The organism is Pseudoalteromonas sp. THAF3 (genome assembly GCF_009363775.1).
Taxonomy (GTDB): domain Bacteria; phylum Pseudomonadota; class Gammaproteobacteria; order Enterobacterales; family Alteromonadaceae; genus Pseudoalteromonas; species Pseudoalteromonas ruthenica.
This window is the reverse complement of the sequence record NZ_CP045418.1, coordinates 365,537-390,651: the sequence shown is the minus strand read 5'-3', so window position 1 is coordinate 390,651 and position 25,115 is coordinate 365,537. Positions and strand designations below refer to the sequence as shown.

Here is a 25,115-nt window from a genome sequence, read left to right as displayed (position 1 = left end):
CAAGGGGTGAGTTAGCTCACGATACCTAGGATGTTGTCTTCACGCATAATTAGGTACTCTTGACCGTCGATTTTTTCAGTCTTCTCAACGTAAGAGCCGAACAACACAGTGTCGCCCGCTTTTACTTCCAATGCGCGTACTTCGCCGCTATCCAATACTCGGCCGTTACCTACTGCCACTACTTCACCTCGCGATGATTTTTCAGCCGCAGAACCAGTCAGCACGATACCGCCAGCAGACTTGGTCTCTTCTTCTAGACGCTTAACGATCACGCGATCATGTAAAGGACGAATGTTCATTTGTTTGTTTCTCCTAACAGTTTCTGAACAACTACAGAAAAGTCATTAAAATTTAGTTGCCATATCTAATGGGGGTCGAGGTTTTAAAACCCAAGAGTAAAAATTAAAATTTTTTACTCTTTTCGTTCATATTCACCTTCGATGGTGGTGTGCTCTTCGCGACGCTCACTGTGTTGATGCTGTTGATGGCTGTGAAATTCAGCACTGAAGGTGCTTTGCCCCATACCTTGGCTCATGCGCACTTGCGCCTGAGAAGCAAAGGTTGCGGCCATTTTATTGCGCACTGCTGGCGTCAGTAATAAGAAGCCGAATACGTCGGTCACTATACCGGGCGTCAACAACAGAACGCCAGCAATGATGACACAGATACCAGTAAACATTTGTTTTGCAGGCATTTGCCCTTGTGCCATTTGCACCTGCGCCTCACGCATTGCGCCAACGCCTTGTTGCTTCACCAGCTTAGCGCCCAAAATCGCGGTAACGATAATTAAGGCAATGGTGGCAACGCCGCCAATCACCTCGCTTAATTGAATCAATAGCGCGATTTCGATGATTGGAACAATGATAAATAGTAAAAAAAGTGCTCTGAACATAACGGCTCTCATAAAAGTCGATGAAATAGAATTGAGGTTGATAAGGTCAGATTTCAAGTCATCTGTTGTCGCTCTATGGGCTTTGCCCTTGCTATCAGCTAGTATGGGGGTTAGAAACGGGACTCACAAAAAGGTTCAGTATGACTACTCACTACCGGCTTATCTTTACAACTTGTGCAAATAAACAAGAAGCACGCGCGATGGCAGAACAATTGGTGCAGTTAAAACTCGCCGCCTGTGTCAACATTCTTCCCGAAGTAGAGTCAATCTACATGTGGCAAGGAGAAGTGGCCAGCGAAAACGAGACCAAACTGCTAATTAAAACCAAGTCTGAGAAAATGAACCAGGTGATCCAAACCATTAAACAGCTACATAGTTATGAAGTGCCTGAAATTCAGGTTGTTGATGTGGCCACCGGAAACCTGGCGTATTTTAATTGGATGGATGAGGTATTAAATTAATGCGTTATGTGCTGTTTTTGCTCACCTTAGCCTTTAGCTCGCTAAGTTGGGCGAACAACTCCGTTTTAAATAGCTTATTAGAGCCCTCTAAAAGCACTTTTCTCCCCGTTGAGCAGGCATTTAAGCTCGACTTTGACCAACAAGGCGACACCTTATTTGTAGGCTGGGATATTGAGCCAGGTTATTATCTCTACAAACACAAGTTAGAGTTTGTCGGTAAGGGCGCCACCATCACCCCACCCAGTGACCTTCCCCAAGGGGACATGATTGAAGACGAGTTTTTCGGTCGCACTGAGGTCTATTTTGATAGTGTGAGTATTATCTCCAAACTCAGTGATGTGGGTGATAATGCCAGTGTCAAAGTGCGTTATCAGGGCTGCGCCGAAGCAGGCCTTTGCTACCCCCCTGAAGTGGTGGAAATTCCGCTTACGGCTCTTGCTGCCAGCACTGCGACAGCCGAGACGCCAACCAGTGAGGCTCCGGCTAACAAGGCCACCAGTGATGAGGGTGAACAATCACTCACTGAGCGTTTAGCCAGCCAAAGCTTAGTCACTAATTTAGTATTCTTTTTTGTTGTCGGTATCGGCCTGGCGTTTACACCTTGTGTGTTCCCCATGTTCCCGATTCTTTCTAGCTTAATCGCTGGGCAGAAAAACCTCTCTACGAAAAAAGCCTTTAGCCTGTCGTTTGTTTATGTACAAGGCATGGCCGTTACCTACGCGCTACTAGGTTTAGTGGTTGCCTATTTCGGCGGGCATATTCAAGGCTATTTACAGCACCCCTATGTATTAATCAGCTTTAGTTTGCTGTTTGTATTGCTGGCGCTATCGATGTTTGGGCTTTACGAAATTCGTTTACCCCAAAGTTTGATGAGCCGCCTAACAGAAGTCAGTAATAAGCAAAAAGGCGGAAACTACACCGGCGTATTCTTGATGGGCGTGCTCAGCGGCCTGATTGCCTCGCCGTGCACCACAGCACCACTTTCTGCAGCGCTACTTTATGTGGCTCAAAGCGGCGATTTTGTGGTTGGTGGCTTGACCTTGTATGCCCTAAGCCTAGGTATGGGCCTACCGCTGCTGCTATTAGGCACCTCGGGCGGGAAATTACTCCCCAAGGCCGGTGGTTGGATGGAGCAAGTAAAAACCTTGTTTGGCTTTTTAATGTTGTTTGTGCCACTTATCTTATTAGAGCGTATTTTACCTTTCGAGGTGATCCTGCTAATGGCCGGCTTGTTGGCAATTGCTACCGCTATCTACTTACATTATTGGCAAAGCGGGCAAAGCCAAGGGAAAGGAAAAACGACTCTATGGAGCTTTGCCATGCTGCTGTTTGTTGGTGGCTTAATGCTGGTACAAAACTATATTTGGCCTAAGTCACAAAGTAACAGCACGGCTGCGACAGTTTCCTCTAACGAAAAGTATGGTGAATTTGTACATGTAGCCAATTTAGCAGAGCTGGAAACCTTGATTGCCCAAACCGATGGCTTGGTGATGGTTGATCTCTATGCCGAGTGGTGTGTGGCATGTAAAGAGTTTGAGAAGTACACATTCCCGAAAGACAACGTGCAACAGCAGTTTGAGCATTTCACCTTAGTACAGGTCGACCTCACCGAAAGTAACGACACCACCATTGAATTAATGGAGCACTACACCGTGTTTGGTCTACCAAGTATTTTGTTTTTTGATAACAGCAACGAAGAATTACCTGAGCTGAGAGTCACCGGTTTTATGGGGGCAGATGAGTTTGCTTCCCACCTACAAGCAGTACGTGACGCAGCACAGTAATCCTTTTTACTGATTAATGCAGGGTGAGCCTCATCACCCTGCTCACTTTCCATGCACTAGTAAACCCCACCTAACCAACCCTGGTTAACAAGGTCATTAGACCAGTATTTTGCTGCTATTTACGTCGAACTCTCTATAATAGTCGGCAAACGTGAGAAAAGTTTGCTATTTGCTACTTTTGCCCTTAAGTTAAATACTATTATTTGTACAATCACTTAAAACTCACACGATAAAGGATTTTAGTCGCATTATGGCTGCAAAGTTTAAGATTTTAGTTATTAACGGTCCTAACCTAAACATGTTAGGTAAGCGTGAGCCGGATAAATATGGCGTAAAAACACTGGCGCAGATCACCGGTGAACTAAATGATGCAGCAGCGGCCTTAAATGTTGAGCTGGCGCACTTTCAAAGTAACAGCGAAGCAGCATTAATAGAGCACATTCACGACGCGTGGCAGCAATTTGATAGCATTATTATAAACCCTGCCGCATTCACCCACACCAGTGTGGCTCTGCGTGATGCTCTACTCAGTGTTGATATTCCCTTCTTTGAAGTTCACCTCAGCAACATTCATCAACGCGAACCCTTCCGTCACCACTCTTACTTTTCTGACGTGGCACAAGGGGTTATCTGCGGTTTTGGTGCAATGGGTTACCACTTCGCGCTTCAAGCAGCGGTCAACCGGTTGCAGAATTCGAATTAAAAACTAACTAACAGGCGGGTTTTTCATGGACATTCGCAAAATAAAGAAATTAATTGAACTAGTTGAAGAGTCTGGCATTGCTGAGCTTGAGATCACCGAAGGTGAAGAGTCGGTACGTATTAACCGTCATAGCCAAGCTCCTGCGATGCCACAGCATTACGCCTTGGCGCCACAAGCAGCTCCTGCTCCTGCAGCCCCGGCGGCTGCTCCAGCAAGTGATGCACCAGCAGCGAGCGATGCACCTGCTCGCCCTAGCGGCCATGAAGTAACCTCACCTATGGTTGGTACATTCTACGCGGCCTCTTCACCAGAAGCCGCTGCTTATGTTGAGGTAGGTAGTAAAGTTAACGTAGGCGACACTTTGTGCATCGTTGAAGCGATGAAGATGATGAACCAGATTGAAGCTGACAAAGCCGGTACGGTTAAAGCAATCTTGGTTGAGAATGGCGAGCCCGTTGAGTTCGACCAACCTCTTTTCATCATCGAATAATCGCGCAACTCAAACAAGGCACTAACTATGTTAGATAAAGTTGTTATCGCAAACCGAGGTGAAATTGCACTTCGTGTTCTGCGCGCCTGTAAAGAGCTAGGTATAAAAACGGTTGCCGTGCATTCTACCGCCGACCGTGACCTGAAACACGTGCTCCTTGCAGATGAAACTATTTGTATTGGTAAGCCACCTGCTACCGAAAGCTACTTAGATATCCCCCGCATTATTGCTGCGGCGGAAGTCACCGATGCAGTCGCTATTCACCCAGGTTATGGTTTCCTATCGGAAAACGCTGATTTTGCCGACCAAGTTGAGCAAAGTGGCTTTGTATTTATTGGTCCTAAAGGCGACACCATTCGTCTTATGGGTGACAAAGTATCGGCCATTGAAGCGATGCGTAAAGCCGGCGTTCCTTGTGTACCCGGTTCTGATGGTCCGCTCACTAACGACACCGAACGTAATATGCAAATTGCTAAGCGCATCGGTTACCCAGTGATCATCAAAGCCGCTGGCGGCGGTGGTGGCCGTGGTATGCGCGTAGTACGCAGCGAGAAAGAGCTGGTCGACTCCATCGCCCTTACTCAGCAAGAAGCCAAGCAGTTCTTTGGTAACGGCATGGTTTATATGGAAAAATTCCTAGAAAACCCACGCCATATCGAAGTGCAAGTATTGGCAGACGGCCAAGGCAACGCAATTCACCTAGGTGAGCGTGATTGCTCGATGCAACGCCGCCACCAAAAAGTAGTTGAAGAAGCACCTGCTCCGGGTATCACCGCAGAAATGCGTAAGTACATTGGCGATCGCTGTACTCGCGCGTGTATTGAAATTGGTTATCGCGGCGCGGGCACCTTCGAATTCCTATATGAAAACGGTGAGTTCTACTTTATAGAGATGAATACCCGTATTCAGGTAGAGCACCCTGTAACAGAAATGGTAACAGGCATTGACCTAATCAAAGAGCAGTTAAAAATTGCTGCTGGTCAGCCATTATCAATCACTCAGGAAGATGTGCAAATCCGTGGTCACGCTATTGAGTGCCGTATTAATGCGGAAGACCCAAAAACCTTTATCCCGTCTCCGGGTAAGATCACCCGCTTCCACCCAGCCGGTGGTTTGGGGATTCGCTGGGATAGCCACATTTATGCGGACTACACTGTACCGCCACATTATGACTCAATGATTGGTAAGCTTATTTGTTACGGTGAGAACCGTGACGTTGCCATTGCTCGCTCGCGCAACGCGCTCAACGAGTTGGTTATCGACGGCATTAAAACCAATACCGAGCTTCATAAACTGATTTTATCGGACGAGAACTTCAAAAATGGTGGCACTAATATCCACTATTTAGAGAAGAAACTTGGCCTATAGAGCTAAATGTTAAGCAAAGCCAAAGCCGACCTACGTCGGCTTTTTTTGTGCCTGCAAACCCTAAATCGCTTTTTGTAAGTAGCGCGCACTCACCCACCGTCTTAAAAAAAGCCCAGAGCAAGTCGTTTACGAGGTTACAGCCCAAACTATGCCCTTAGGTTAATTAGTAAGCGATTGATTTCGAGCGGCAAAATAATCACCCCACAGCTAGTGACAAGGCCCACAAAAGTTTTTATACTGCTCGGCGCTTGTCAGGATACTGATACCTTTATCAGTGGCACGCAAATGGCCCTATAGCTCTGTTGGGCGAATCAAGACCGAAGTACCGCTTCGCAGCTTGATGAGGTGGAGGCTGGAAGCCGACAGGATACCGCTTCATGGATGAATTCAATGAGCACTTACAAAACAAAATGGCCCTATAGCTCAGTTGGTTAGAGCGCACGACTCATAATCGTTAGGTCCCTGGTTCGAGTCCAGGTGGGGCCACCATTTTTCCTACTCTTCCACGTTATTAACTGATAACCGAATCCCTTCGGTGCTACCTCTGTGCTACTTTGCAGTATAGTTATTTTCTTGGCTGAGTTTCACAATGCGCAAACCGTCATTTGGAATTAAGTGTGCTCTTTTCCCATCGTAAACGGCTAAATACCTGTGTGAAAAGCGAATTAACCCTCCTTCAAGAATTTTCTCATCACCTTTGAAGATAAACACACAGTCAGAGTCTGTGACCGGCCCCCAATAAATAGATCCACAACTTCGATGAATTTGGGCATGATGAATACCATAAAAGGGGCTTATCATGAAATCAAAACGCTTTTCAGTTGAACAAATTGTGTCTGCTATCAAGCAACAAGAAGCAGGGTTGAGTATTGCGGATATATCTCGAAAAATGGGGATTGCCGAAGGCACATTTTACGCATGGAAGAAGAAGTATGCAGGCCTTGAGTCTGACCAGGTACGTGAACTTAAGCAGCTTCGTGAGGAAAACGAAAAACTCAAGCGTATTGTTGCTGATTTAACGCTCGACAAAGTGATGTTACAGGATCTGAACACACGAAAGTTCTGAGCGTGTCGCAGCGCCGTAAGGCGACACGCCATTTGATGAACCTATATGACGTGAGTGAACGTCGAGCCTGTCGATTGACGGGATTGAGTTGTACCGCTTGCCGTTACAAACCTTGCCGCGAGCCTCAGGAGGCTCTGAGGCAGCGCATTGTCGAAATAGCTCAATCTCGTGTTCGCTATGGTTACAAACGTATCCATGTGATGTTGAAACGAGAAGGTATTCACGTGAACAAGAAGCGAGTACATCGCTTGTACTGTTTAGAAGGGCTTCAGCTAAGGCCAAAGCGTCCTAGGCGTAACGTCAGCGGGGCACGCCGCAAGCGAGACTATGTAGCCAGTAGTCACCCAAACGAAGTCTGGGCAATGGACTTCGTTTCTGATCAACTGACGACGGGGAACAAGTTTCGTATTCTCACCGTGGTAGATACATTCACTCGTGAATGTTTAGCAGCAGATATCGGCGCTCGCTTGCGTTCTGAAAATGTTGTCTCAACGCTCACACGGCTGTGTCGAACAAGAGGTACCCCTAAGCGTATTCATTGCGATAACGGGAGTGAATTTGCCGGACAAATGACAGATTTATGGGCTTACACGAATAAAGTAACACTGGCCTTCTCTCGTCCAGGAAAGCCATCTGACAATGCGTTTATCGAGTCACTAAACGGCAGCTTCAGAGACGAATGCTTGAATTGCCATTGGTTCGAATCGTTATCTGATGCTAAATTGAAAATCGACGCTTGGCGAAATGACTATAATCAAAGTCGACCTCACCAGGCTTTAAATAACCTGTCGCCAACGCAGTTTGCGGCATCCATTGAAAACTAACATGCCTATTTCATTGAGCAAGTGGTACTAAATATGGGGGCCGGTCATAATATGAATTATCTCATCGAATGAATGGTACTAATTCAGGGGAAAGGTCAGCTTCAGACATAGATTCTAATAATCTTTGCTGCCAGAATGAAAATAACTACTAGCCTGTTTTTAAAAAGCTTTCACATAATATTCAAAGGAGCTAAAAATTATGGGACGGTTGATTATCAGCTTATTGATGCTTTTAAAATTTCTTTCCATCAACCTCGATGGAGTTAAAACTACACGGACGAATAGATGATAAGATCAAAACTCGGTACTAAGTTGACATTATCGTTATTCCACATATCATCCTTTTTATTTTTCAACCCCGCCTATGAATGAGATTGATGTACGACAGGCCGTTCATAAAAAACTGCTTAAGAAGTATCGCAATGATGGCACAACTTTAATTGTTGATGAGTTGGGCGTACGTCAAGGCAGTGCCCGAGTAGATATCGCGGTTGTAAATGGTGTGCTACATGGCTTTGAACTAAAAAGTGCGAAAGACAATTTAAATAGGTTACCAGCACAAGTAGAGCACTTTTCCTCAGTCATGGACAAAATGACTCTTGTCGTTGCTGATAATCATCTCCAAGAAGCTATGGAAATAATTCCCAGTTGGTGGGGAGTGAAAGTAGTTGCTCAAGGTCAACGAGGCGCAATACATATCAGCACTGCGCGTAGAGAGAAAACAAATAAATATGTTGATCCATGGGCTTTATCACAACTTCTCTGGCATGAGGAAATATTGGACGGTTTGGCTATGTGTGGAATAACCAAAGGAGTTAAATCCAGGCCGCGCTGGGTACTTTGGGAAAAGCTGGCAAAAGAAATGCCTCTTGACCAGCTTAAGGATTTTGTTCGTTCAACTCTCAGAGCGCGTTCAGATTGGAGAGATACCTAGCGATCACTGAAGCATGATGATTAATTCCCACATCCTTCCAAGTAAAGCCCGCACCACAACGAACGTCATTTGTCGCCCTATCTGCAATATAGCGATCTCCGGGGCTAAATTCTGGACCATATTGTTTATAAAAAGGGCTCTCCACGAGAATTTGGCATAGGCGCTGTGTTTGTCCCCAGCCAGGTCCTTTAATCCCCCCTTTTCCTTTTACTTGCTCACCTTTTACGAAGATCCAATGATTCTCATCTGAATATCGAATTGTAGCTGCGGGATTCATAAACTCTACTGGCGTTGAATAATCTAACTCCGCCGGCGCAAGTGCGTAATCACCATACGCTGGTAGCCGTGGTAAGCCTGCAATTCGCATGAGTTCTTTCCATAGCTCAAACTCAAGCATTGGCCTTGTGATTACTTTATCTTTTTCAATACCCGACATCGAAGCCAGATAAGAAGTGGAAGCCATTGATAAAGATCTCCATGCCGTTAGACCATTCAACTGCATAAGGGCCAACACCAAGCGCTCTTTCAATGCACCTTTGTTCTCGAACGATACAGTTTTTATATCTAGTAATAGATCTGTATCCTCAAACACTGTGGAAATACACTCATATAGCTCTTCACATGCTTCAACAATAGCATCTGAGTTTAAGTTGCTTACATCTAGCCTTAAACAAATACCATGGCCTGAATGGCGGTTCGCCGCCTCAATGTAGTCTCGGCTTGACTCTAAGGTGACTACCGGTACAAAGTTTATGTTAGCTTCTTTAGCAAGTGCTGCGATACAGTCTAAAGAATGTAGCTCTTCTCCATCTTCAGTAACGATATACTGATCAAACATGATGGCATCTAACCTCAGGACCCGATCTCCCGACATTGCAGGTATAAGCTTTTCCAAGCAAAGTCGGATATGCTCTTCTACTGAGTATTTATCTCCCCCACCATCTTTTCTCGAGAGCTTTGGAATTGGCGGAATTTCCCATATAGGATTGACCCCCCCAGCTACATCAATTGGTAGCTTGGAGATGGCATCACACTCACCTCTTTGAATTCTTAGTACAGGATAATAATGGTAGTCCATAAGGCTGATTCCTTTTATAAGCCAAAATGTTGGGTGTTCTAAGTATATGGAGGCAGTATAATTATCATTCAAGTCCGGTATGATAAACGAGCTATTCAGTATGCTATAAATAGCTAAATATGACCCCCCTCAAAACTGTGAAACGAAAACCCCTTTAAAGTCACCGGGGTTTTTCAAAGATTTTTTGGTCTCTACCTATTTACACTTCCCTTGAGCTAACAGTAAAGGCTTGGAGTTAACCATTTACCTTCAATGCCAAAGGTTATTAAACAAGGGCATTTTTCATGAATAAGTTTTTTTATCGTTCAGAAGAAATCGCTGAATTTCTTTTTATCAGCAAACAGTTTCTGTTCAATCAGATCTCGAAGAATAAACAAGGCCATGGGAATTACCCTTTACCTCCACATATAAAAATCGGTGGGCGCCTTCTTTTTCCCGTTGAAGACTTCCATACCTGGTTAGACTCGCAACCACGCCAGTAAAGTACTTTGTGGCGATGTGTAGTATGAAGTGTTCAATGGGACGAGTTAGCCTCAAATCAGACATGTTTTCTATGGTTTGGCCTGTTTTTGCACTTGATGGTAAATCAAAAGGTGCAATGGAGTTTGAGTACAAGGGAGTAAAGATAAAAGTTATCCCAAGCGTATTGGGGCGTGCAACAATCAAAGACAAAGAGATTCTGGTTTTCTGCTTAAGCCATGTCATGGCATCAAAAAATGCGGATTTACCAGTTAGCAACACTGTCAGCTTCAATAGCTATGACTTACTCAAAGCAACAAAGCGTGGAACATCTGGCAAAGAGTACAAGCAACTTGAAAAAGCGCTTCATCGATTAGCTGGCACACAGATTACCACTGATCATAAATTCAATGGAAAGCGCTTTTTGGAAACTATGGGCCTCATTGACCACTTTAGGTTAATTGAAGGCGACGGACTTAGTTATTGGCAAATAACCTTACCTGACTGGATTATGGAATCCATCAATAGTAACGATGTACTAACACTTGATGATGCCTACTTCCAATTGAAAACACCATTTGAGCGCCGCCTATACGAAATCTGCCGTAAACGCTGCGGCAAGCAACCATCACACAAAATTAAACTTGATAACCTACGCGAAAGAATTGGTATCCGGCTACCGCTCGCAGCTTTCAGAGGACGAGTTATCAAGAGCAATAAAATCTTGGATTACAGAATTAGAGTCGAGCGTGATGATATTCTTATATTCCGCGACTCAGATAAGGGAAGGCAATTGCTTGGTGAGTTCGAGATTAAGCGTCTAAAGGCAACGAAAAACCTCTAACCCCCTATGGATAGTATCGTACTTTTGATTATTATTCTTTGCTGCCCCCCAATAGATATGAGCCCTTCCACCAACTTAACGCAGAGCTCCCTAAACTTATATTCGAAAAAACAATAAACGAAACTGTCCTTAATTTTGCCTTCATAACCACATCGTATACAGTTCAAAAAAAGAACATCAATGTTGATTTCTTACTCAATATGCTGGTAGCATACGCTCCCTAGAGCGCGAAAGTGGATTTTTGTGGGCTTTTGTTGGTTCATTTATTGCTCTAGTCAGTAGTTCCGACTAATTTTAGTAGTGAACAATGATAAGGATAAACTATGTATATTCTCTATATTCTGATTGCTCTGGTTGGTTTAACACTCACTTTGAACCAAGTTTTTTCTATAGTTGCAGATGAGCGCCAGAGAAACAAAATGAAAGCAGTTGAAGATAAGCTCGACAAAGCCGGAGTTACCCCTTCTGGTTCAACTTTGTCGCATGGCATGTACGTGAACAAAAGCAATGGTGAACTGGTAGCTGACCAGAAACCTTCTGCCGTATGGTATAAGCGCCTCATATAAAAATAAGTAAAAATAATTGACTAGAAAGCTCACTAAAAGTGGGCTTTTTTGTATTTGGAGAAAAAAGAATGGAGTTCACTCATATTGGCTGGATCCCCTGTATTAACGGCCACTTAGATTACGGACTAATGGCTCCGGGTATTTCAGGTAGCTTCACCACAAAAAAATTACGAGACAACAAAACTACCAGAGTTAACTTCGGCCATAGAAAACAATATGACCACCATTCCCGTAGGATAATTCTCCAATCCAAATTAGACTGGAAAGATACCAATACCCCTGACTTCGACGGAGAGTTCAGGATAGTCGTCGTTGGGGAAACTAATGAGTCAGAAAATTTAGATAATCGTATTCTTAGTGGCAAGTTGTTTATTTACCCATTGTCTGAAGAGCCTGAACTCACCAGTGAAGGCAAAAGTGAATTACCTTGGTTTGAACACATTCATCAAGCCAAATCCTTTCAGGATAAGATAAATAGTAAGTTAAGTAGCGAAGCTTGGGAAAAGCTACAACAGCAGTTAAATACCCACTTCCTCGGCGTAAAAAGTTCACTAGAAAGTGACTTCAAAAAACATATTTCATCTCACTTTTATGAAATATGCTTTCAAGTCGACCCCCATGGATTCACCAAATTAAAACTAACCAATTCTTCTACCACACTAAGTGATGAAAAAAAGTACTTAACTCTAAGACAAGCGTTTTATTACATCAAGTACTCTCTTCATTCACACAAGCACCACTACATAGAAGAGGACTCATTAACAACTATCGTTCCTCTTGGGAATTCAACTTCAAGCCACAAGCGGCAAGTAGCCTTAAAACTTCTTGGTCAACTTAAACGAGAGCTAACTAGTATAAAGCGAACATACTCTAGCGGTGGACAAAAAGCTTTTGGCGAAGAGCAAGGTATAATTTCCTATATGAACTCGCTATGCGCTTCTCTAAAGTCAGCTAGGTACATAGATGAAAGCACATATACAAGAGAGAAAGAGTATTTAAATTCTTTATCTAGCTCTTTTTCCGTCCAATCAGGAAAGCGAGAGAAAAAAGACCGAAGTGAAGGAGACATACGCTCTAAATATCGAGTGTATGTCGCTTGGGTACTTTCTCTGATCAGCATCATATGGCTTGTTATCGTAAAAGGGTTTATTAACTACTCAGATACAAACAAGATCGATGCTCCAGGTGGTCTAATAACGCAACTAAGCGCTGTCATCTTAACCCTAATTTGCGGTAGTTTCTTGTACAAAAAGCTTGTAGATAGGGAAATAGAAAATACATTGAATACCGAAGGCCTAATTGCATGGGTTGAAAGAAACTACATAATCGAGAATCAGGTTTTCCGAAAAAAACAATATATTAGAATTCTTAAGGCAGCCCTCACACTTATTTTAACAGTTGGTGTTATTTGGGGCCTGCATGCAACGATTAGCTTCTAAGGTCGGAGACCATGCTTTTCTGGGTGTTACAACACTTAGAAAAGCGCCTAAATAAGTTCAGACAACAACATTAATTTACCCTCTTTTCCAAATTTGCTAATAGCAGTTCTCAAGTTTGCTATAAGATCATACGTGTCACAATCAGGCGAACCGTTTGAAAGTACTTGTCTCCTATTTACAACATCTTCTGCCGGCTCCCTGAGCTCCTCAGCTGTTAATATTGTATACCCAGCAGCTACATCACTTTGATCGGTTAAGTGGTTTAGCAAGCGTTTTTTAGGTCCAGTTAACCAGCCTCTGCTCGTTACTTTACCAAACACATGAGGCGATACCTTGTATTTTTTACGGCGTTCAAAGGTTTCAACTAGTTTAGTAGTCATAGGGAATTCAACGTCTCACCATTATTGGTGTCTTTCAGAAGGTATAGCTTGTCCTACATAAACACCTGCGACCAAGACAATTGCAATAGCTCCATCTCCCGTAAACCGGTAAACGTTGCAAACTCGCTGTAATCGCAAAACGCCTCTCGGCCATGTGGCGAGTATGGCCTTGCGTCTGGTGAGCATAAAGCCGCCATGAACCACTTAGTGCCGCATCTGAAAACGGTGGCGCATTATCTAGGTGTAGAGCGCTTTATTGATGTGCAAATACAAGGACAAGAATTTGCTGATGAGCGCCACCAGCAATCTCGAGAGCAGGCATTTTCGCGCCTTAGTGAGCTTGCTCAGCAGCTCACTGCGCAATGACTTAAAACCGCGTAAGGTCGGCTGCTAGCGATTTTTTGGGCTTTTCAACCACACGGTGAATTTCTTGCCCCTCATCTAGAACAATAAACGTGGGTGTGTACTTAAGATTAAAACGTTGAGCCACACCCGCCTTATCCTGCTTTTGGTAGTCCACGGCAACGAACGACACCTGGGCGAGCTCAACTTCGCTGTGCTTTAGCAATTTAAGCAGTTTAGGGACTTCCCGCTCACTGTCGTGACACCAGGTGCCTAACAACACCACTAACTCCTTACCAGCTAACTTAGCCATTGCTTGTAAGTCTTGCTCTGTGGGTTGGTAGTCTTGGTAATGCTGTTGAAAAGCGGGGTAATCGCTTAGCAACTGCTCGCCGCTCATCGCTCCTTGCTGCACCTGCTGGGCTTGCAGGGGTGTTACCATCAACAAAGCACACAACAGGGCGCAACTAACACTTAGAAATACTTTCATTTATCCTCCGGCGTCATGGTAAAACATTAAATGATAATGATTTACATTTATTCACCTTTCTTTATAATGGCTCGCGTATCTAATTCAGTTCCAAAGCGTCTAGCAGTTTCACAATCCTGTAAGCGCTTCTTTATTCATCAAAATAACGGATTTATTTTATGTGCTCTTTTAGATTTTCCCTACCTTTTTTAAGTCTTTTACTTTCGTTCAGCTCCATCAATTGCGCCTTAGCCAGCGCTAAAGACGATACCCGTCATATCGAGGTTCTCACGGTAACCGGACAAAAGCTCAATAACAGAGACTATCGCGTTGAGTCTTTAAATTCGGCCACCGGGCTGGATTTGAACCACCTTGATACCCCACAATCTGCCATTGCTATTAACCAGCAGCGTATGCAAGACCAACAGCTGACCAGCCCTGTCGAGGCGATTGGTGCTGTCACCGGGATCAGTATTCGCGAGGCGGATAATGGCAAGTTTTCCATTCGAGCGCGCGGTATTGGCGTCAACAGTATTTTATACGATGGTATTGCAACCACCTACGACACCCGCTTCAACTACGGAGATAACTTAACCGATACAGCAATTTATGAACGCGTTGATGTGGTACGCGGTGCCACTGGATTAATGTTAGGAGCCGGTAACCCTTCTGCAGCTATCAACCTTATCCGCAAACGCCCAACCGAGGTCGCTCAGGTTAATGTCTCTGCTTCACTGGGCTCATGGGACTATCAACGAGCAACCGTTGATGCCTCTGGAGCACTGAGCCAACAAGGGGGAGTTCGTGGTCGAGTTGTTGCTGCCTACAGCGACCGTGAATCTTTCCAATCGCGCTTTGCACAGAGCCAAACCACTTTATACGGCGCAGTTGAAACCGATATTGGTCGCGCTAGCTTATTACGAGTAAGTGCGGACTATCAATACACCGACCCAGAAGGAACCATGTCTGGAGGGATGCCGATATTTTATAGTGATGGTAGTCGCACGCAGTACGACCGTGGCACCTCAACGGCACAACCTTGGTCATCATCAAAAACCCAAGCGCTTAATTCGGTGGTGACGTTTGAGCATCACTTCAATTCACATTGGCAACTCTCAGCCAGCTATATATATGGCGATAACGACTTAGAGTACGATGTCTGGTGGGTACGCGGAAACCCCGATCGGGAAAGCAATGAGGGCATGCTCCCCGGCTCAGTTAACTTTATTGACGCCGAACGAACGCAGCACACAGGCGATATCGAGCTACTGGGCCAGTTTGACTGGCTAGGCCAATCGCATCAGCTGCTTGTGGGTTGGAATCAGCAAAAGCAAGAATTTGCCACGCCTTACTACCCAGCAATCAACGCTCCAACCCAGGTCGGTGATTTTCGCCAAGATGATTATGCATTCCCTGCGCCGCAGTGGGCTGACACCGCCGCTTACGGCTCGTATGGTGAGACCGAGCAACAGTCAGCCTATGTGGCTGCACAGTTGAAACCAACGGCATCATTGTCGGTAATTAGCGGTGTGCGCTTAAATCAATGGCAAACCGATACCGATAATTTCGGCCGGGCGCATGATTACTCACTAAACGACGAACTCACTTACTATTTAGGGTTGTCTTACGCGCTCACCGATAACTGGGTTGTTTATGCCAACAGCGCTGATATTTTCTCACCACAAAGCTTAATTGGCGAACAAGGCCAATATCTCGACCCAGTGCAAGGAGAAAACCTCGAGTTGGGTATTAAAGCCACCTTGTTTAACGACAAGCTCGATGTTGCTTTTTCAGCCTTTCAAATCGACCAAGATAATGTTGGTGAATACACTGGCGAGACCATTCCAGGCACCACGCAGCGTATTTATAAAGGCATTGACGGCACCCGCACTAAAGGCGTAGAGCTCGAACTTAACGGTGCTATCACCGAAAATTGGCAAGTGTATCTGGGTTATACTCATGCCGAGGGCGAAACACCAGAAGGCGAGATATTAAACTCAACCAACCCAGAAGATCAGATTAAAGTCTTTTCTACCTATGATTTTTCTGGCGCCCTAGCTGGCTTAACCCTCGGTGGTGGCATTAACTGGCAAAGCGAAACCTTTGATGAAGTTTCCAACCCAGTGACCGGCCCAGTAGAAGTAGGTCAAGGTGGCTACGGTATCGCCAATATCATGGCTCGTTATGCTGTTTCTGAGCACCTTACGCTCAGCATTAACCTCGATAATCTCTTTGATAAACGCTACTACAATCAAATAGGTTTCTACGATCAATACCGCTACGGCGCGCCACGCAACTTTAAAGCCTCAGTGCGCTATCAGTTCTAAACCCTTATCGAATGTTCTTGGTGCGCTGCCCTGCAGTGCACCACTTCCTTTGCTCACTGCCCTACTCCCTACACCACTGTGGTGATAACACGTTGCAAGTGCACGACTTTTCGGGTCACGACCGTGAATTTACGCTAAACTTAGGCGTGATAGTGACTGTACTTGGTGTATAACAACTAAACCCTAGAGGCTCAGCACGGGTGCATCCTTTTTTTGATGCGCGCCAACTAACTTTGGGAGAGGCAATGCAAGGTATTGACGAAACATTACTGTCACAGCTAGAAGCTGGATTTAAGCTGCCTGTTAAGCCCGCCGCATTAGAGCAGCTGCAAGCGGAGTTAAACCGCAACGATCCCAGTATTGATGTTGTTAGTGAGCTTATTGCCACCGACGTGGCGATGTCAGCTACCGTGCTTCGCGTGGTAAATTCACCCAATTTTGGTAAAGAAAAGGAAATCACCGATATTAACTACGCGGTGATTCTCTTAGGCCTCAATACTATTAGCCATATTGTCTCCCGCTATTTGCTCAAACAAGTATTTCGGCAACAAGGGTGCTGTATTTCCCTGGCGCGGTTTTGGGATACCTCAACCGAGATCTCACGCTTATGCGTTTACATCGGCCAAAGCTTAACGCGAAGCTTGCCTGCTGATAATTTACAAACATTGGGGTTATTTCATGATATCGGCATTCCCGTGATGGCGATGAATTATCCTGATTACGTGAACGTACTAAACGAAGCCAACGACAACGTCCATGCATCGTTGACTCAGCTTGAAGATAAACGCTATCCCTGTAATCACGCCATCCTTGGTTTTTACATGGCCCATTCTTGGCATTTACCGAAAGTGCTGTGCAATACCGTGCTTCGCCATCATGATTTAGACTTTTTAGATGAACACCAAAGCAGTGAAGAAGAGCGCTTGTACTACGCGATTTTAAAGGTGGCAGAAAACATTGCTCATACCCACAAACGCTTTCGTAGCATCAATAATTGGTCCAGCATTGAAAGCCAAGTATTAGTCACTCTGGGGTGGCAACAAAATGAATATCAAGCCCGTTTGGAAGCTGGAGAGTCACTACTGATATTTAATGCCAATTGAGCATGCTACACTTTGGGCAAACAGCACAATAAGGACGACACATGCTTGAATGCCACAGCGACAAACCCATTACGCTGATTGTGGGCTCTAAAAACCCAGTAAAGATCAATGCCGCCAAAGCCGCCCTTGCCACCTATTTCCCGGATAGAGACATTATTTGCCAAGGTGTGGACGCTCCCTCAGGAGTTGCCGATCAACCTTTAGGTGAGGCGCAAACCCTGCTTGGTGCGCACAACCGCATTCGTTATTGCCAAGCGCATTATCAAGGTGATTATTACATGGCTATGGAAGGCGGCGCCGCGCAGTTCGACTACGGGGCGGCCACTTTTGCCTTTGTGGTTATCGCTCATGGCGACGAGCACAGTGTCGGACGTAGCTGCAATTTGCCGCTGCCAAAGCACTTATACCAAAAACTAGAGCAAGGCCAAGAGCTTGGCAATGTGATGGATGAAGCTTTTGCAACCAAGAATATTAAACAGCAAGGCGGTGCTATTGGCTTGTTAACCCAAGGCCACGCCACCCGTCAAAGCAGTTACCAACAGGCCTTGTTACTGGCAATGGCACCTTTTAATCACAGTGAGTTATTTGCGAGTACACGTTAATTATGCGCTACCCTTGGATTCTTTTTGATGCCGATGAAACCCTGTTCCACTTTGATGCTAAAGCGGGCTTAACACACATGTTTGCCCGCTATGAAGTGGACTTTGCTGACGCTGATTACCGCACCTTCGAAGCCGTAAATCGGCCATTATGGGTGGCATATCAGGACAACACCATCACTGCGCAGCAGTTACAGGAACGCCGTTTCGAGCACTGGTCCGAGCGCCTAGGCGTGAGTGCTCGAGAGCTAAACTTACGCTTTATGGAAGCGATGGCAGAAATTTGCCAACCCCTGCCCGGTGCAATCGAGCTGCTTAACGCGCTACAAGGTAAAGCGAAGCTGGGCATTATCACCAACGGTTTTACTGAACTACAAAGCGCACGATTAGAAAAAACCGGCTTAAAAGGCGCTTTTGAGTGGTTGGTTATTTCTGAGCAAGTCGGCTATGCCAAACCTCATATGGCGGTATTTGACCATGCCTTCGCGCTAATGGGCCACCCACCAAAAGAGCAGATACTGATGGTTGGCGATACACTGGAATCGGACATTGTTGGCGGCATCAATGCGGGCATTGATACTTGCTGGCTAAATCGCCATGAGAAACAGGCCCCTGAGCATATGACCCCAACATATGAAGTAAAGTCGCTGTGCCAGCTAAGAACGTTGCTACTGTAACGCCGAGCCTACCAATATAAAAAATGCCAGCACATGGCTGGCATTCACACACGGGAATATTTCTAATGGAATAGAAATTAGTTACTTCCAAGAGGTCATCTTGTGACCTTTGAGGGCATAGAACAGGAAGAATACATAGCTAGGTAACATCACCCAATACGCATTTTGCTGTCCTTCTGCGGAAATCGTTGAACCGGTCGCTAAACTCAAAAACACTGGGCCGAACGCCCCACCAGCAATCCCCATCACTAATAGGCCTGAGCCGACGCTAGTCAGTTTGCCTAAGCCCGATAATGCCAGTGGCCAAATTGCTGGCCATACCACAGCGTTAGCTAGACCACACAAAGCGAGCATCAGTACCGTGTCTGGTAGTGCAGGCCCACCAAAAGGCACTAACAATGCTTGCGCTAACACCGTAGAGTCGCGACTCACTGTGGTAATACCAATCACCAAGGCAAAGCCGAGAATTGCTGAGCCACTGAGTGCGGCTTGCTGGGAAATAACGCGCGGAATAAGAATAATCCCAAGAATATAACCCGCCACCATGCACACCATAGTGTAAGAGGTCATGACCCCGTAGTTTTCCACGCCGAGAGCGAGTGCATAAGAGCCAATAGTATCACCGGCGATCACCTCAACTGCGACGTACAAGAACAGGGCCATCACGCCCAGAGCCAAGTTCGGGTGCGCTAATGCGGCTTTAACCTGACCCTTACCACCTGCTTGCTCTTCATCATCGACCAACTCAGGCAGCGGAGAATATTTAACAGCTAACGCCAACGCACCGATAAACAGTGCCATGCCCACATAAGGCCATACTAAGCTGTTAGCCATGGCATCAATATCATCTTGGCTGAGCTCTTTGCCCACTAAACCGGTAAAGTTGCTAATAATCAGTGCGGTAAACACCATAGGCGCAAACACCCCTGCACCTTTATTTAAAATGCCCATAATACTTACACGTGCTGCCGCTGACTCTTCAGGGCCAATGCGCACGACATAAGGGTTAACGGCTGTTTGCAGCAAGGTTTGCCCTATCCCCATCACCAATTGGGCAAATAAGAACAATGCAAACACTTGGGTTTTGGCGGCCGGAATGTATAAGAACCCCGCGACCATCATAGTTGCCATACCCAGTGCCATGCCATTTTTATAGCCGATTTTCTTAATCACTAGTGCTGAGGGCACAGCCGTAAAAGTAACCGCAATATAGAAAGAAAATAGAATAAGCGAGGCCTGAAACGGCGTCAGCTTCAAAATTTGTTGGAGGTAAGGCATCAATGAGCCATTGAGCCATGTTGCGAACCCTAGAATAAAAAACAGGGTTGCGACAATGGCCATAGGCACAAAGTTGCTTTGCTTTTTAGTTGTTGACACTGTTGCTTCCATAAACTCTTCTCGTTGTCGATATAGATAACACCAAAACTAAGCAGATCATATAGTTATCTCTACCGTTTCGATGGAAGCTGACTTCAAAGCCAGCATATAAGTAAGCGCACAAGCTCACCGAATATAAATATTATTGTTATAGCCGCGCTTTTTTCACAGCACGTTAGGATAAAACTAACGCCTAGTTCACAAAAATGACAGCGCTGCCATAAACTGTACGTCAAAAGCGTTTATTTTACCAGCAAGAATTTTATCAGCCTGATAAAGGGCCATATAACAAAGAGTTGGCTTAATTATGCCGGGTTACAAAGGTTATTAACCGGCGCTTTGCGCTGTCTATATGCAATGAGTGGAGGGATACAAAAAAGGCATCGCCTCACAGCCATGCCTTTTTATGTATGCGGTGATTAACGCACGCTAGTGGTGCGACTGATTTGATTATTCACCCGTGAGCGCAGTAACACCTCAGCGTTCGCACTGACAGTGACCGACTGCTTATAAGGCTGCCAAGTACTGCCGTTATCTAGGCTGTATTCGATACTTAGCCCAGGGTAGGCGCTGTTAGCCACCAACTTACCCTGCTCGATCACACCGCCAGGCACCGGTAAGTGCAAGGTAATGCCATCACGATCGAGCTTGTACAGCTCCTTTATTGCTAAGGCACTGGCAAAGCGCTGCCAATCCTGCTGGCGTGCGCGAGAATCGGGTTGCTCTCCTTCCCACTTCGCTTTGTGCCATGCACGCTCAGCGACCGCAAGCATACGGGGGAAAACCATAGCTAAGACTTGTTCTTCGGTACGAATCGTTTCAGACCATACCTGCCCTTGCATTCCCAACACATTTTCAGGCTTTTCCAAGGCTGGCATTGGTCGACCCACCAAGGCTTCGAGGTTATCTATTTTATCGCGAGCGCGGGTATAATCAGCATTGGCATATAGGTCGTCAGGCATATAACCAAACACTTTCTCGGTATCAGTGTAGCGCGTTGCCCAGTAATATCCGCGCTCTTGTGGGTGCGCTTCATAAGGGTGGTCAAAATACAAGTGTGTGCCATGGGAGAGGATCACTTGATAACCGGCGTTAGCCAAGCGATAGGCGCGATCGGCGACGCCCCATTCCCAAATATTGTCCCAGGCGTTGGTAAAGAACACCTCGTTGGGGTATTCATCGCGGTTAAACGGGTTGACCTTGTCGTACATAATGCCGTCTTCCCACACCCCAGGGGCAATGCCGCGCTTATGCAGCAACTGCGCCACCCGCTGAGTAAAGTAGGGTTTTAAATCAGCCACTCCAGCCACCCCATTGTTGGCTTCGGCAAATAGCGCTTGGCATGCGGGAGAGCCAACCCAAGAGCCAGCTCCAACTTCATCACCGCCGATGTGCAAGTAGCGAAGTTTAGTCCCTGCTTCACGGTACATTTGCTGTAACTCATAAGTGACTTTATCCATAAATGCATAGGTTGAGTCCAAGCACACATTCATTGAGTTATCGGTGTAATTTTGCACCGTGATATAGCTGGACGTGTCTTTTGGGTCACTGAGCAGATAGCGAGTGGCGGCACTTAAATCAACCTGACTAAATTCTTGAGTATCGGGTTGTGGGTTAGTTAAAGAGCCTTGAGCATATTGCTCAGCCTGCTGCTTAAGACGACGATAACGAGCTTCCATCGCTTTAATAGAGGCACGAGCATGGCCGGGCCCCTCAATTTCTGGGATGATCTCAATATGGCGGGCTTTGGCAAACTGCAATAGCTCGATAAAGTCGGCGCGACTTAAGTAGCCATTGCCGGAACCTGACTTAAATGGCCCCGTGCCCAACTGCGTAAGCAAACAGCGATTTTCTTGTAGGTCGAAACAACGATACGCGCCAATTTCAGTAAGCTCGGGTAAACCAGGAATTTCTAAGCGCCATCCCTCATCTTCGGAAAAATGCCAATGTAAGCGGTTCATTTTATAGCGCGCCATTTGCTCTACGAGCTTGAACATCGCTGCCTTACCATGATAATTACGGCCATTGTCGTAGTGCATGCCACGCCAGCCATAACGGGGATTATCGCGCACTTCAAGGTTCGGTAATGTTGCCTCTCCAGTCGCTGGTAACAGCGCCAACAAACTCTGCATACCATAAAAAGCACCGGCATTATCGTGGCCCACGATGCGGATAATGTCGTCATCAATTTCCAGGTAATACCCTTCAGGCTCACCGACCTGAGCATCCACACTGAGCTTAATGACTTTATCTTCGCCAGTATTAAGGTGGTCGGCCTGAGCGCTGAGATTCAAGCCATATTTGGCTTTAAGATCCGCAGTGAAGAGCGCAACTTCTGAGCTTAACTGCCCGGCAAAGCTGATACTCCAGCTCTCGTCTAACACCGCACTGCCACGATGGTAATCCACCTCTTGTGGCCTAGGAATAATCCGTTTAACTGCTTGTTCAGCATCGACCTTGGTTAAACCTTGGTTACGCTCAAAACGCACCTTTGCATCAACCAAGATGGTTTTATCTTCGGGGTTGTTGTAACGGCGGAGCTGCTTGGGCTCACTAAAAGGGGTAACGAAGTCACTAAAGTCCTCGCTGTCGGTATTAGCAAAAATAGCAGGCTTAGTATCCTTAGCTACAACAAAGGCACGGGGCATAAAGTCACTGTAAGCGACTATCCATACACTGGCTTCAAATGGGATCACTAGGGTTTCACCACTGGCTAAACCGGCAAAGTCACTGGTGGGGATTAATCGATGTAAGTCGCCATTAACATGCTCGATACGCAGCCCTTTAACGCTTTGCTCCTTCATTTTGCGCACGTTATGCAAGTAGATTTGCCAATCTCCCTGGCCTGCCGGCAGCGCCACATCGGAGCGGTTAGTCAGGGTAATGCTGCCAAGAAAGCTGCTGTCTTTGTTGTGGAAGTTGTCTTCTACCGCGAACATAAACTCGGTATTCGCGGCAAACTGGTTAACTTGCTCTTGGCTCAGCTGAGCCTGAGCCGCAATGGGGAGCATTAAGGCGGCGATAAAGCGTTTTCTAAACATGGTGACTCATTCCTTCCCTTGTTGGTGTTATTGTTTTTTTTGGCTGATTATCGACCATCATATAAAATTCACAATGACAGCGCTATCATTTATCGACTATTTACATCCGCTGATAAAACACAAAGGCGGCCGAAGCCGCCTTTATCAATTAATACAATCTGCCTGCTAGGGTATCAATATCCCGCCGCATGACCGTCTTTTCTGGTTTCAGAGGCGCCGTAATAAACTCCGTTTTCCAGGTCACGCATAATCGCTTGATACCCTCCGAATGGCCCCACTGCGCCTTGCAGGGTATGACCTTTTTTCATTAGCTGACGCTGCGTTTCCATACTAAAGCCAGTTTCGAGTGATACATAGCCGCCGTCGGTCATCACTTCATCAGTAGGCTGGCTGGAGCCCGTATGTAAGATCCGAGGCGCATCGCCCGCTTCTTGCAAGTTCATACCAAAATCAATCATATTGATGAGGATTTGCGCGTGCATTTGTGGCTGTGTTGCTCCTCCCATCACCCCATAACTCATGTACGGTTCGCCATCTTTGGTCACAAAGGCAGGAATAATGGTATGGAACGGACGCTTGCCGGGTTGGTACTGATTAAAATGCCCGGGCTGCAACGAGAATAACTCTCCTCGGTTTTGCAGTACAAAACCCAGCTTTTCGGGGGTCATGCCTGAGCCCATACCGCGATAATTACTTTGAATGAGCGACACCATGTTACCGTCTTTGTCTGCGGTCGTGAGGTAAATGGTATCCCCTTCTACCGGTCCGGCTTGATCGCGCTTCGCCGCTTTATTGGGGTCAATCAACTTGCGTCGCTCGTCGGCATAGTCTTTAGAGATCAGCCGTTGCACAGGAATGTCATTAAACGCAGGGTCAGCATAATATTTAGCGCGATCAGCAAAGGCTAACTTCTTCGCCTCGACAAAAGTATGAATATACTGCGCACTATCAAAGCCCATGGCGGCAATATCATAGTCTTCAAGAATATTAAGGATTTGCTGTGCCGCGATCCCCTGACCATTCGGCGGCAACTCCCATAGCGTATGACCACGATAGGTGCTGGCCACCGGCTCGACCCATTCGCTAGTATGGTTCGCTAAATCTTCATAGCGCAGATAACCACCGTGGGCTTGCATATAACGGTCTATTTCTTTGGCGATTTTGCCCTTATAAAACGCATCACGCCCGCCCATGGCTAGCTGTTTATAGGTATTAGCCAATGCCGGGTTTTTAAATATCTCGCCTTTTTTCGGCATTTCACCATCAGCCATAAAGACTTCTTGGAAACCCGGGTATTGAGCCCGCGCTGACACACTGCGCTGCATGTAATAGGCAATCAATTCACTGACCGGAAAGCCGTTTTCCGCATACTCTATACTCGGCTTTAGAATTTTTGCCATGCTCAACGAGCCAAACTTTTTATGCAGCTCAAACCAGCCATCGACAGCACCGGGCACAGAAACCGGTAAAGGCCCATAGCTGGGGATTTTACCTTCCTCAGCGGTGAGTTTCTTTAGTTCCTCGAAACTCAAGCCTTGGGGCGAGCGCCCTGAGGCATTCAAACCATAAAGTTTGTCATCCTCAGCTGAGTACACAATGGCAAATAAGTCGCCGCCAACTCCGCACCCTGTGGGCTCGACCAGGCCAAGCGTGGCATTGGCGGCAATCGCAGCATCAATGGCATTCCCGCCTTGTTTGAGAATATCTAAGGCCACCTGTGTGGCCAGCGGTTGGGAAGTTGCTGCCATTCCTTGCGTTGCAATCACTTCCGAACGGCTGGCAAAGCTATGGCCGGTAATACGATCATAAGCCTGGGCCACCCCAGATAATACACTGAGCGAAATCCCTGCTGCGCATAGTCCTAATGTTATTCGCTTCATACTCTACTCTGT

23 protein-coding genes and 1 tRNA gene are annotated in these 25,115 nt (G+C 46.1%); 16 read left to right on the top strand and 8 right to left on the bottom strand.

The features are described from left to right. Positions 1–11: 11 nt before the first annotated feature. Together FIU82_RS01820 and FIU82_RS01815 are read right to left on the bottom strand one after the other, a co-directional pair. The gene (locus tag FIU82_RS01820) at positions 12–299 is read right to left on the bottom strand and encodes a co-chaperone GroES (RefSeq protein WP_022945976.1); all 288 of its coding nucleotides are present in this window, start codon (positions 297–299) and stop codon (positions 12–14) included. A gap of 113 nt (positions 300–412) precedes the next feature. Beyond that, on the bottom strand, positions 413–892 hold the full coding sequence (locus tag FIU82_RS01815) for an FxsA family protein (RefSeq protein ID WP_022945975.1): 480 nt from the start codon (positions 890–892) through the stop codon (positions 413–415). 140 nt (positions 893–1,032) lie between these two features. On the opposite strand from FIU82_RS01815, the gene cutA reads away from it, so the two are divergent. The 8 genes from cutA (at position 1,033) to FIU82_RS01775 (ending at position 8,522) form a co-directional block, all read left to right on the top strand. Further along, on the top strand, positions 1,033–1,353 hold the full coding sequence (gene cutA, locus FIU82_RS01810; RefSeq protein WP_022945974.1) for a divalent-cation tolerance protein CutA: 321 nt from the start codon (positions 1,033–1,035) through the stop codon (positions 1,351–1,353). Beyond that, positions 1,353–3,137 carry a protein-disulfide reductase DsbD gene (locus FIU82_RS01805; RefSeq protein WP_152440178.1) on the top strand — a complete coding sequence of 595 codons (1,785 nt, stop codon included), beginning with the start codon at positions 1,353–1,355 and terminating at the stop codon, positions 3,135–3,137. Before cutA ends, FIU82_RS01805 begins: the two co-directional genes overlap by 1 nt. Positions 3,138–3,387: 250 nt before the next feature. Beyond that, positions 3,388–3,840: a type II 3-dehydroquinate dehydratase gene (gene aroQ, locus FIU82_RS01800; protein WP_045980406.1), complete on the top strand. Its 453-nt coding sequence runs from the start codon at positions 3,388–3,390 to the stop codon at positions 3,838–3,840. A 25-nt stretch (positions 3,841–3,865) separates the two neighbouring features. Further along, positions 3,866–4,330, top strand: a complete 465-nt coding sequence (accB, locus tag FIU82_RS01795; protein ID WP_045980407.1) for an acetyl-CoA carboxylase biotin carboxyl carrier protein — start codon at positions 3,866–3,868, stop codon at positions 4,328–4,330. Positions 4,331–4,357: 27 nt separating this feature from the next. Then, positions 4,358–5,698, top strand: coding sequence for an acetyl-CoA carboxylase biotin carboxylase subunit (accC, locus tag FIU82_RS01790; protein ID WP_022946050.1), 1,341 nt, complete (start codon positions 4,358–4,360; stop codon positions 5,696–5,698). A gap of 412 nt (positions 5,699–6,110) precedes the next feature. Continuing rightward, positions 6,111–6,187, top strand: a tRNA-Ile gene (locus tag FIU82_RS01785). A 310-nt stretch (positions 6,188–6,497) separates the two neighbouring features. Continuing rightward, positions 6,498–7,588, top strand: a protein-coding gene (locus FIU82_RS01780) for an IS3 family transposase (RefSeq protein WP_216651817.1) whose coding sequence is annotated in 2 segments (ribosomal slippage) — positions 6,498–6,747 and positions 6,747–7,588 — 1,092 coding nt in all. Because the reading frame shifts where the segments join, the coding sequence is not laid out codon by codon here. Positions 7,589–7,952: 364 nt separating this feature from the next. Continuing rightward, positions 7,953–8,522 carry a sce7726 family protein gene (locus FIU82_RS01775; RefSeq protein ID WP_152440177.1) on the top strand — a complete coding sequence of 190 codons (570 nt, stop codon included), beginning with the start codon at positions 7,953–7,955 and terminating at the stop codon, positions 8,520–8,522. On the opposite strand, the gene FIU82_RS01770 is transcribed toward FIU82_RS01775, so the two are convergent. Further along, positions 8,491–9,600, bottom strand: coding sequence for a beta family protein (locus FIU82_RS01770; RefSeq protein WP_152440176.1), 1,110 nt, complete (start codon positions 9,598–9,600; stop codon positions 8,491–8,493). The two genes, FIU82_RS01775 and FIU82_RS01770, sit on opposite strands and share 32 nt — an antisense overlap. A gap of 517 nt (positions 9,601–10,117) precedes the next feature. Between FIU82_RS01770 and FIU82_RS01760 the strand changes: the two genes are divergently transcribed. The 3 genes from FIU82_RS01760 to FIU82_RS01750 all read left to right on the top strand — a co-directional run bounded on the left by FIU82_RS01760 (position 10,118) and on the right by FIU82_RS01750 (position 12,908). After that, the gene (locus tag FIU82_RS01760) at positions 10,118–10,903 is read left to right on the top strand and encodes a replication initiator protein A (protein ID WP_239385152.1); all 786 of its coding nucleotides are present in this window, start codon (positions 10,118–10,120) and stop codon (positions 10,901–10,903) included. Positions 10,904–11,226: 323 nt separating this feature from the next. Then, positions 11,227–11,469 (top strand): hypothetical protein, encoded by a 243-nt coding sequence (locus FIU82_RS01755; protein WP_152440174.1) that lies wholly within the window; start codon positions 11,227–11,229, stop codon positions 11,467–11,469. 68 nt (positions 11,470–11,537) lie between these two features. Then, complete coding sequence (locus FIU82_RS01750; RefSeq protein WP_152440173.1) at positions 11,538–12,908, top strand: hypothetical protein; 1,371 nt, start codon at positions 11,538–11,540, stop codon at positions 12,906–12,908. A gap of 47 nt (positions 12,909–12,955) precedes the next feature. Here FIU82_RS01750 and FIU82_RS01745 read toward each other — a convergent pair whose 3' ends face one another. Continuing rightward, complete coding sequence (locus FIU82_RS01745) at positions 12,956–13,288, bottom strand: hypothetical protein (RefSeq protein ID WP_152440172.1); 333 nt, start codon at positions 13,286–13,288, stop codon at positions 12,956–12,958. A gap of 195 nt (positions 13,289–13,483) precedes the next feature. On the opposite strand from FIU82_RS01745, the gene FIU82_RS01740 reads away from it, so the two are divergent. Next, positions 13,484–13,654 carry a hypothetical protein gene (locus FIU82_RS01740; RefSeq protein WP_152440171.1) on the top strand — a complete coding sequence of 57 codons (171 nt, stop codon included), beginning with the start codon at positions 13,484–13,486 and terminating at the stop codon, positions 13,652–13,654. A 1-nt stretch (position 13,655) separates the two neighbouring features. On the opposite strand, the gene FIU82_RS01735 is transcribed toward FIU82_RS01740, so the two are convergent. Then, a complete protein-coding gene (locus tag FIU82_RS01735; RefSeq protein WP_239385153.1) occupies positions 13,656–14,120 on the bottom strand; it encodes a thioredoxin domain-containing protein in 465 nt (154 codons plus the stop codon). A gap of 158 nt (positions 14,121–14,278) precedes the next feature. Here FIU82_RS01735 and FIU82_RS01730 point away from each other — a divergent pair, with 158 nt between their 5' ends. From FIU82_RS01730 to yjjG, 4 genes are all read left to right on the top strand, one after another. Beyond that, entirely contained in the window at positions 14,279–16,426 is a 2,148-nt protein-coding gene (locus FIU82_RS01730) for a TonB-dependent siderophore receptor (RefSeq protein ID WP_152440170.1), read from the top strand. 245 nt (positions 16,427–16,671) lie between these two features. Next, positions 16,672–17,529, top strand: a complete 858-nt coding sequence (locus tag FIU82_RS01725) for an HDOD domain-containing protein (protein WP_152440169.1) — start codon at positions 16,672–16,674, stop codon at positions 17,527–17,529. Positions 17,530–17,570: 41 nt separating this feature from the next. Then, a complete protein-coding gene (gene yjjX / locus FIU82_RS01720; protein ID WP_138508601.1) occupies positions 17,571–18,131 on the top strand; it encodes an inosine/xanthosine triphosphatase in 561 nt (186 codons plus the stop codon). A 2-nt stretch (positions 18,132–18,133) separates the two neighbouring features. Continuing rightward, positions 18,134–18,805 (top strand): pyrimidine 5'-nucleotidase, encoded by a 672-nt coding sequence (gene yjjG, locus FIU82_RS01715; RefSeq protein WP_152440168.1) that lies wholly within the window; start codon positions 18,134–18,136, stop codon positions 18,803–18,805. 81 nt (positions 18,806–18,886) lie between these two features. Here yjjG and nagP read toward each other — a convergent pair whose 3' ends face one another. The 3 genes from nagP to ggt form a co-directional block, all read right to left on the bottom strand. Continuing rightward, a complete protein-coding gene (gene nagP, locus FIU82_RS01710; RefSeq protein ID WP_022946057.1) occupies positions 18,887–20,194 on the bottom strand; it encodes an N-acetylglucosamine MFS transporter NagP in 1,308 nt (435 codons plus the stop codon). A 407-nt stretch (positions 20,195–20,601) separates the two neighbouring features. Beyond that, positions 20,602–23,223 carry a family 20 glycosylhydrolase gene (locus FIU82_RS01705; RefSeq protein WP_152440167.1) on the bottom strand — a complete coding sequence of 874 codons (2,622 nt, stop codon included), beginning with the start codon at positions 23,221–23,223 and terminating at the stop codon, positions 20,602–20,604. Between the two features lie 173 nt (positions 23,224–23,396). Then, complete coding sequence (gene ggt, locus FIU82_RS01700; protein ID WP_152440166.1) at positions 23,397–25,103, bottom strand: gamma-glutamyltransferase; 1,707 nt, start codon at positions 25,101–25,103, stop codon at positions 23,397–23,399. Positions 25,104–25,115: the final 12 nt, after the last annotated feature.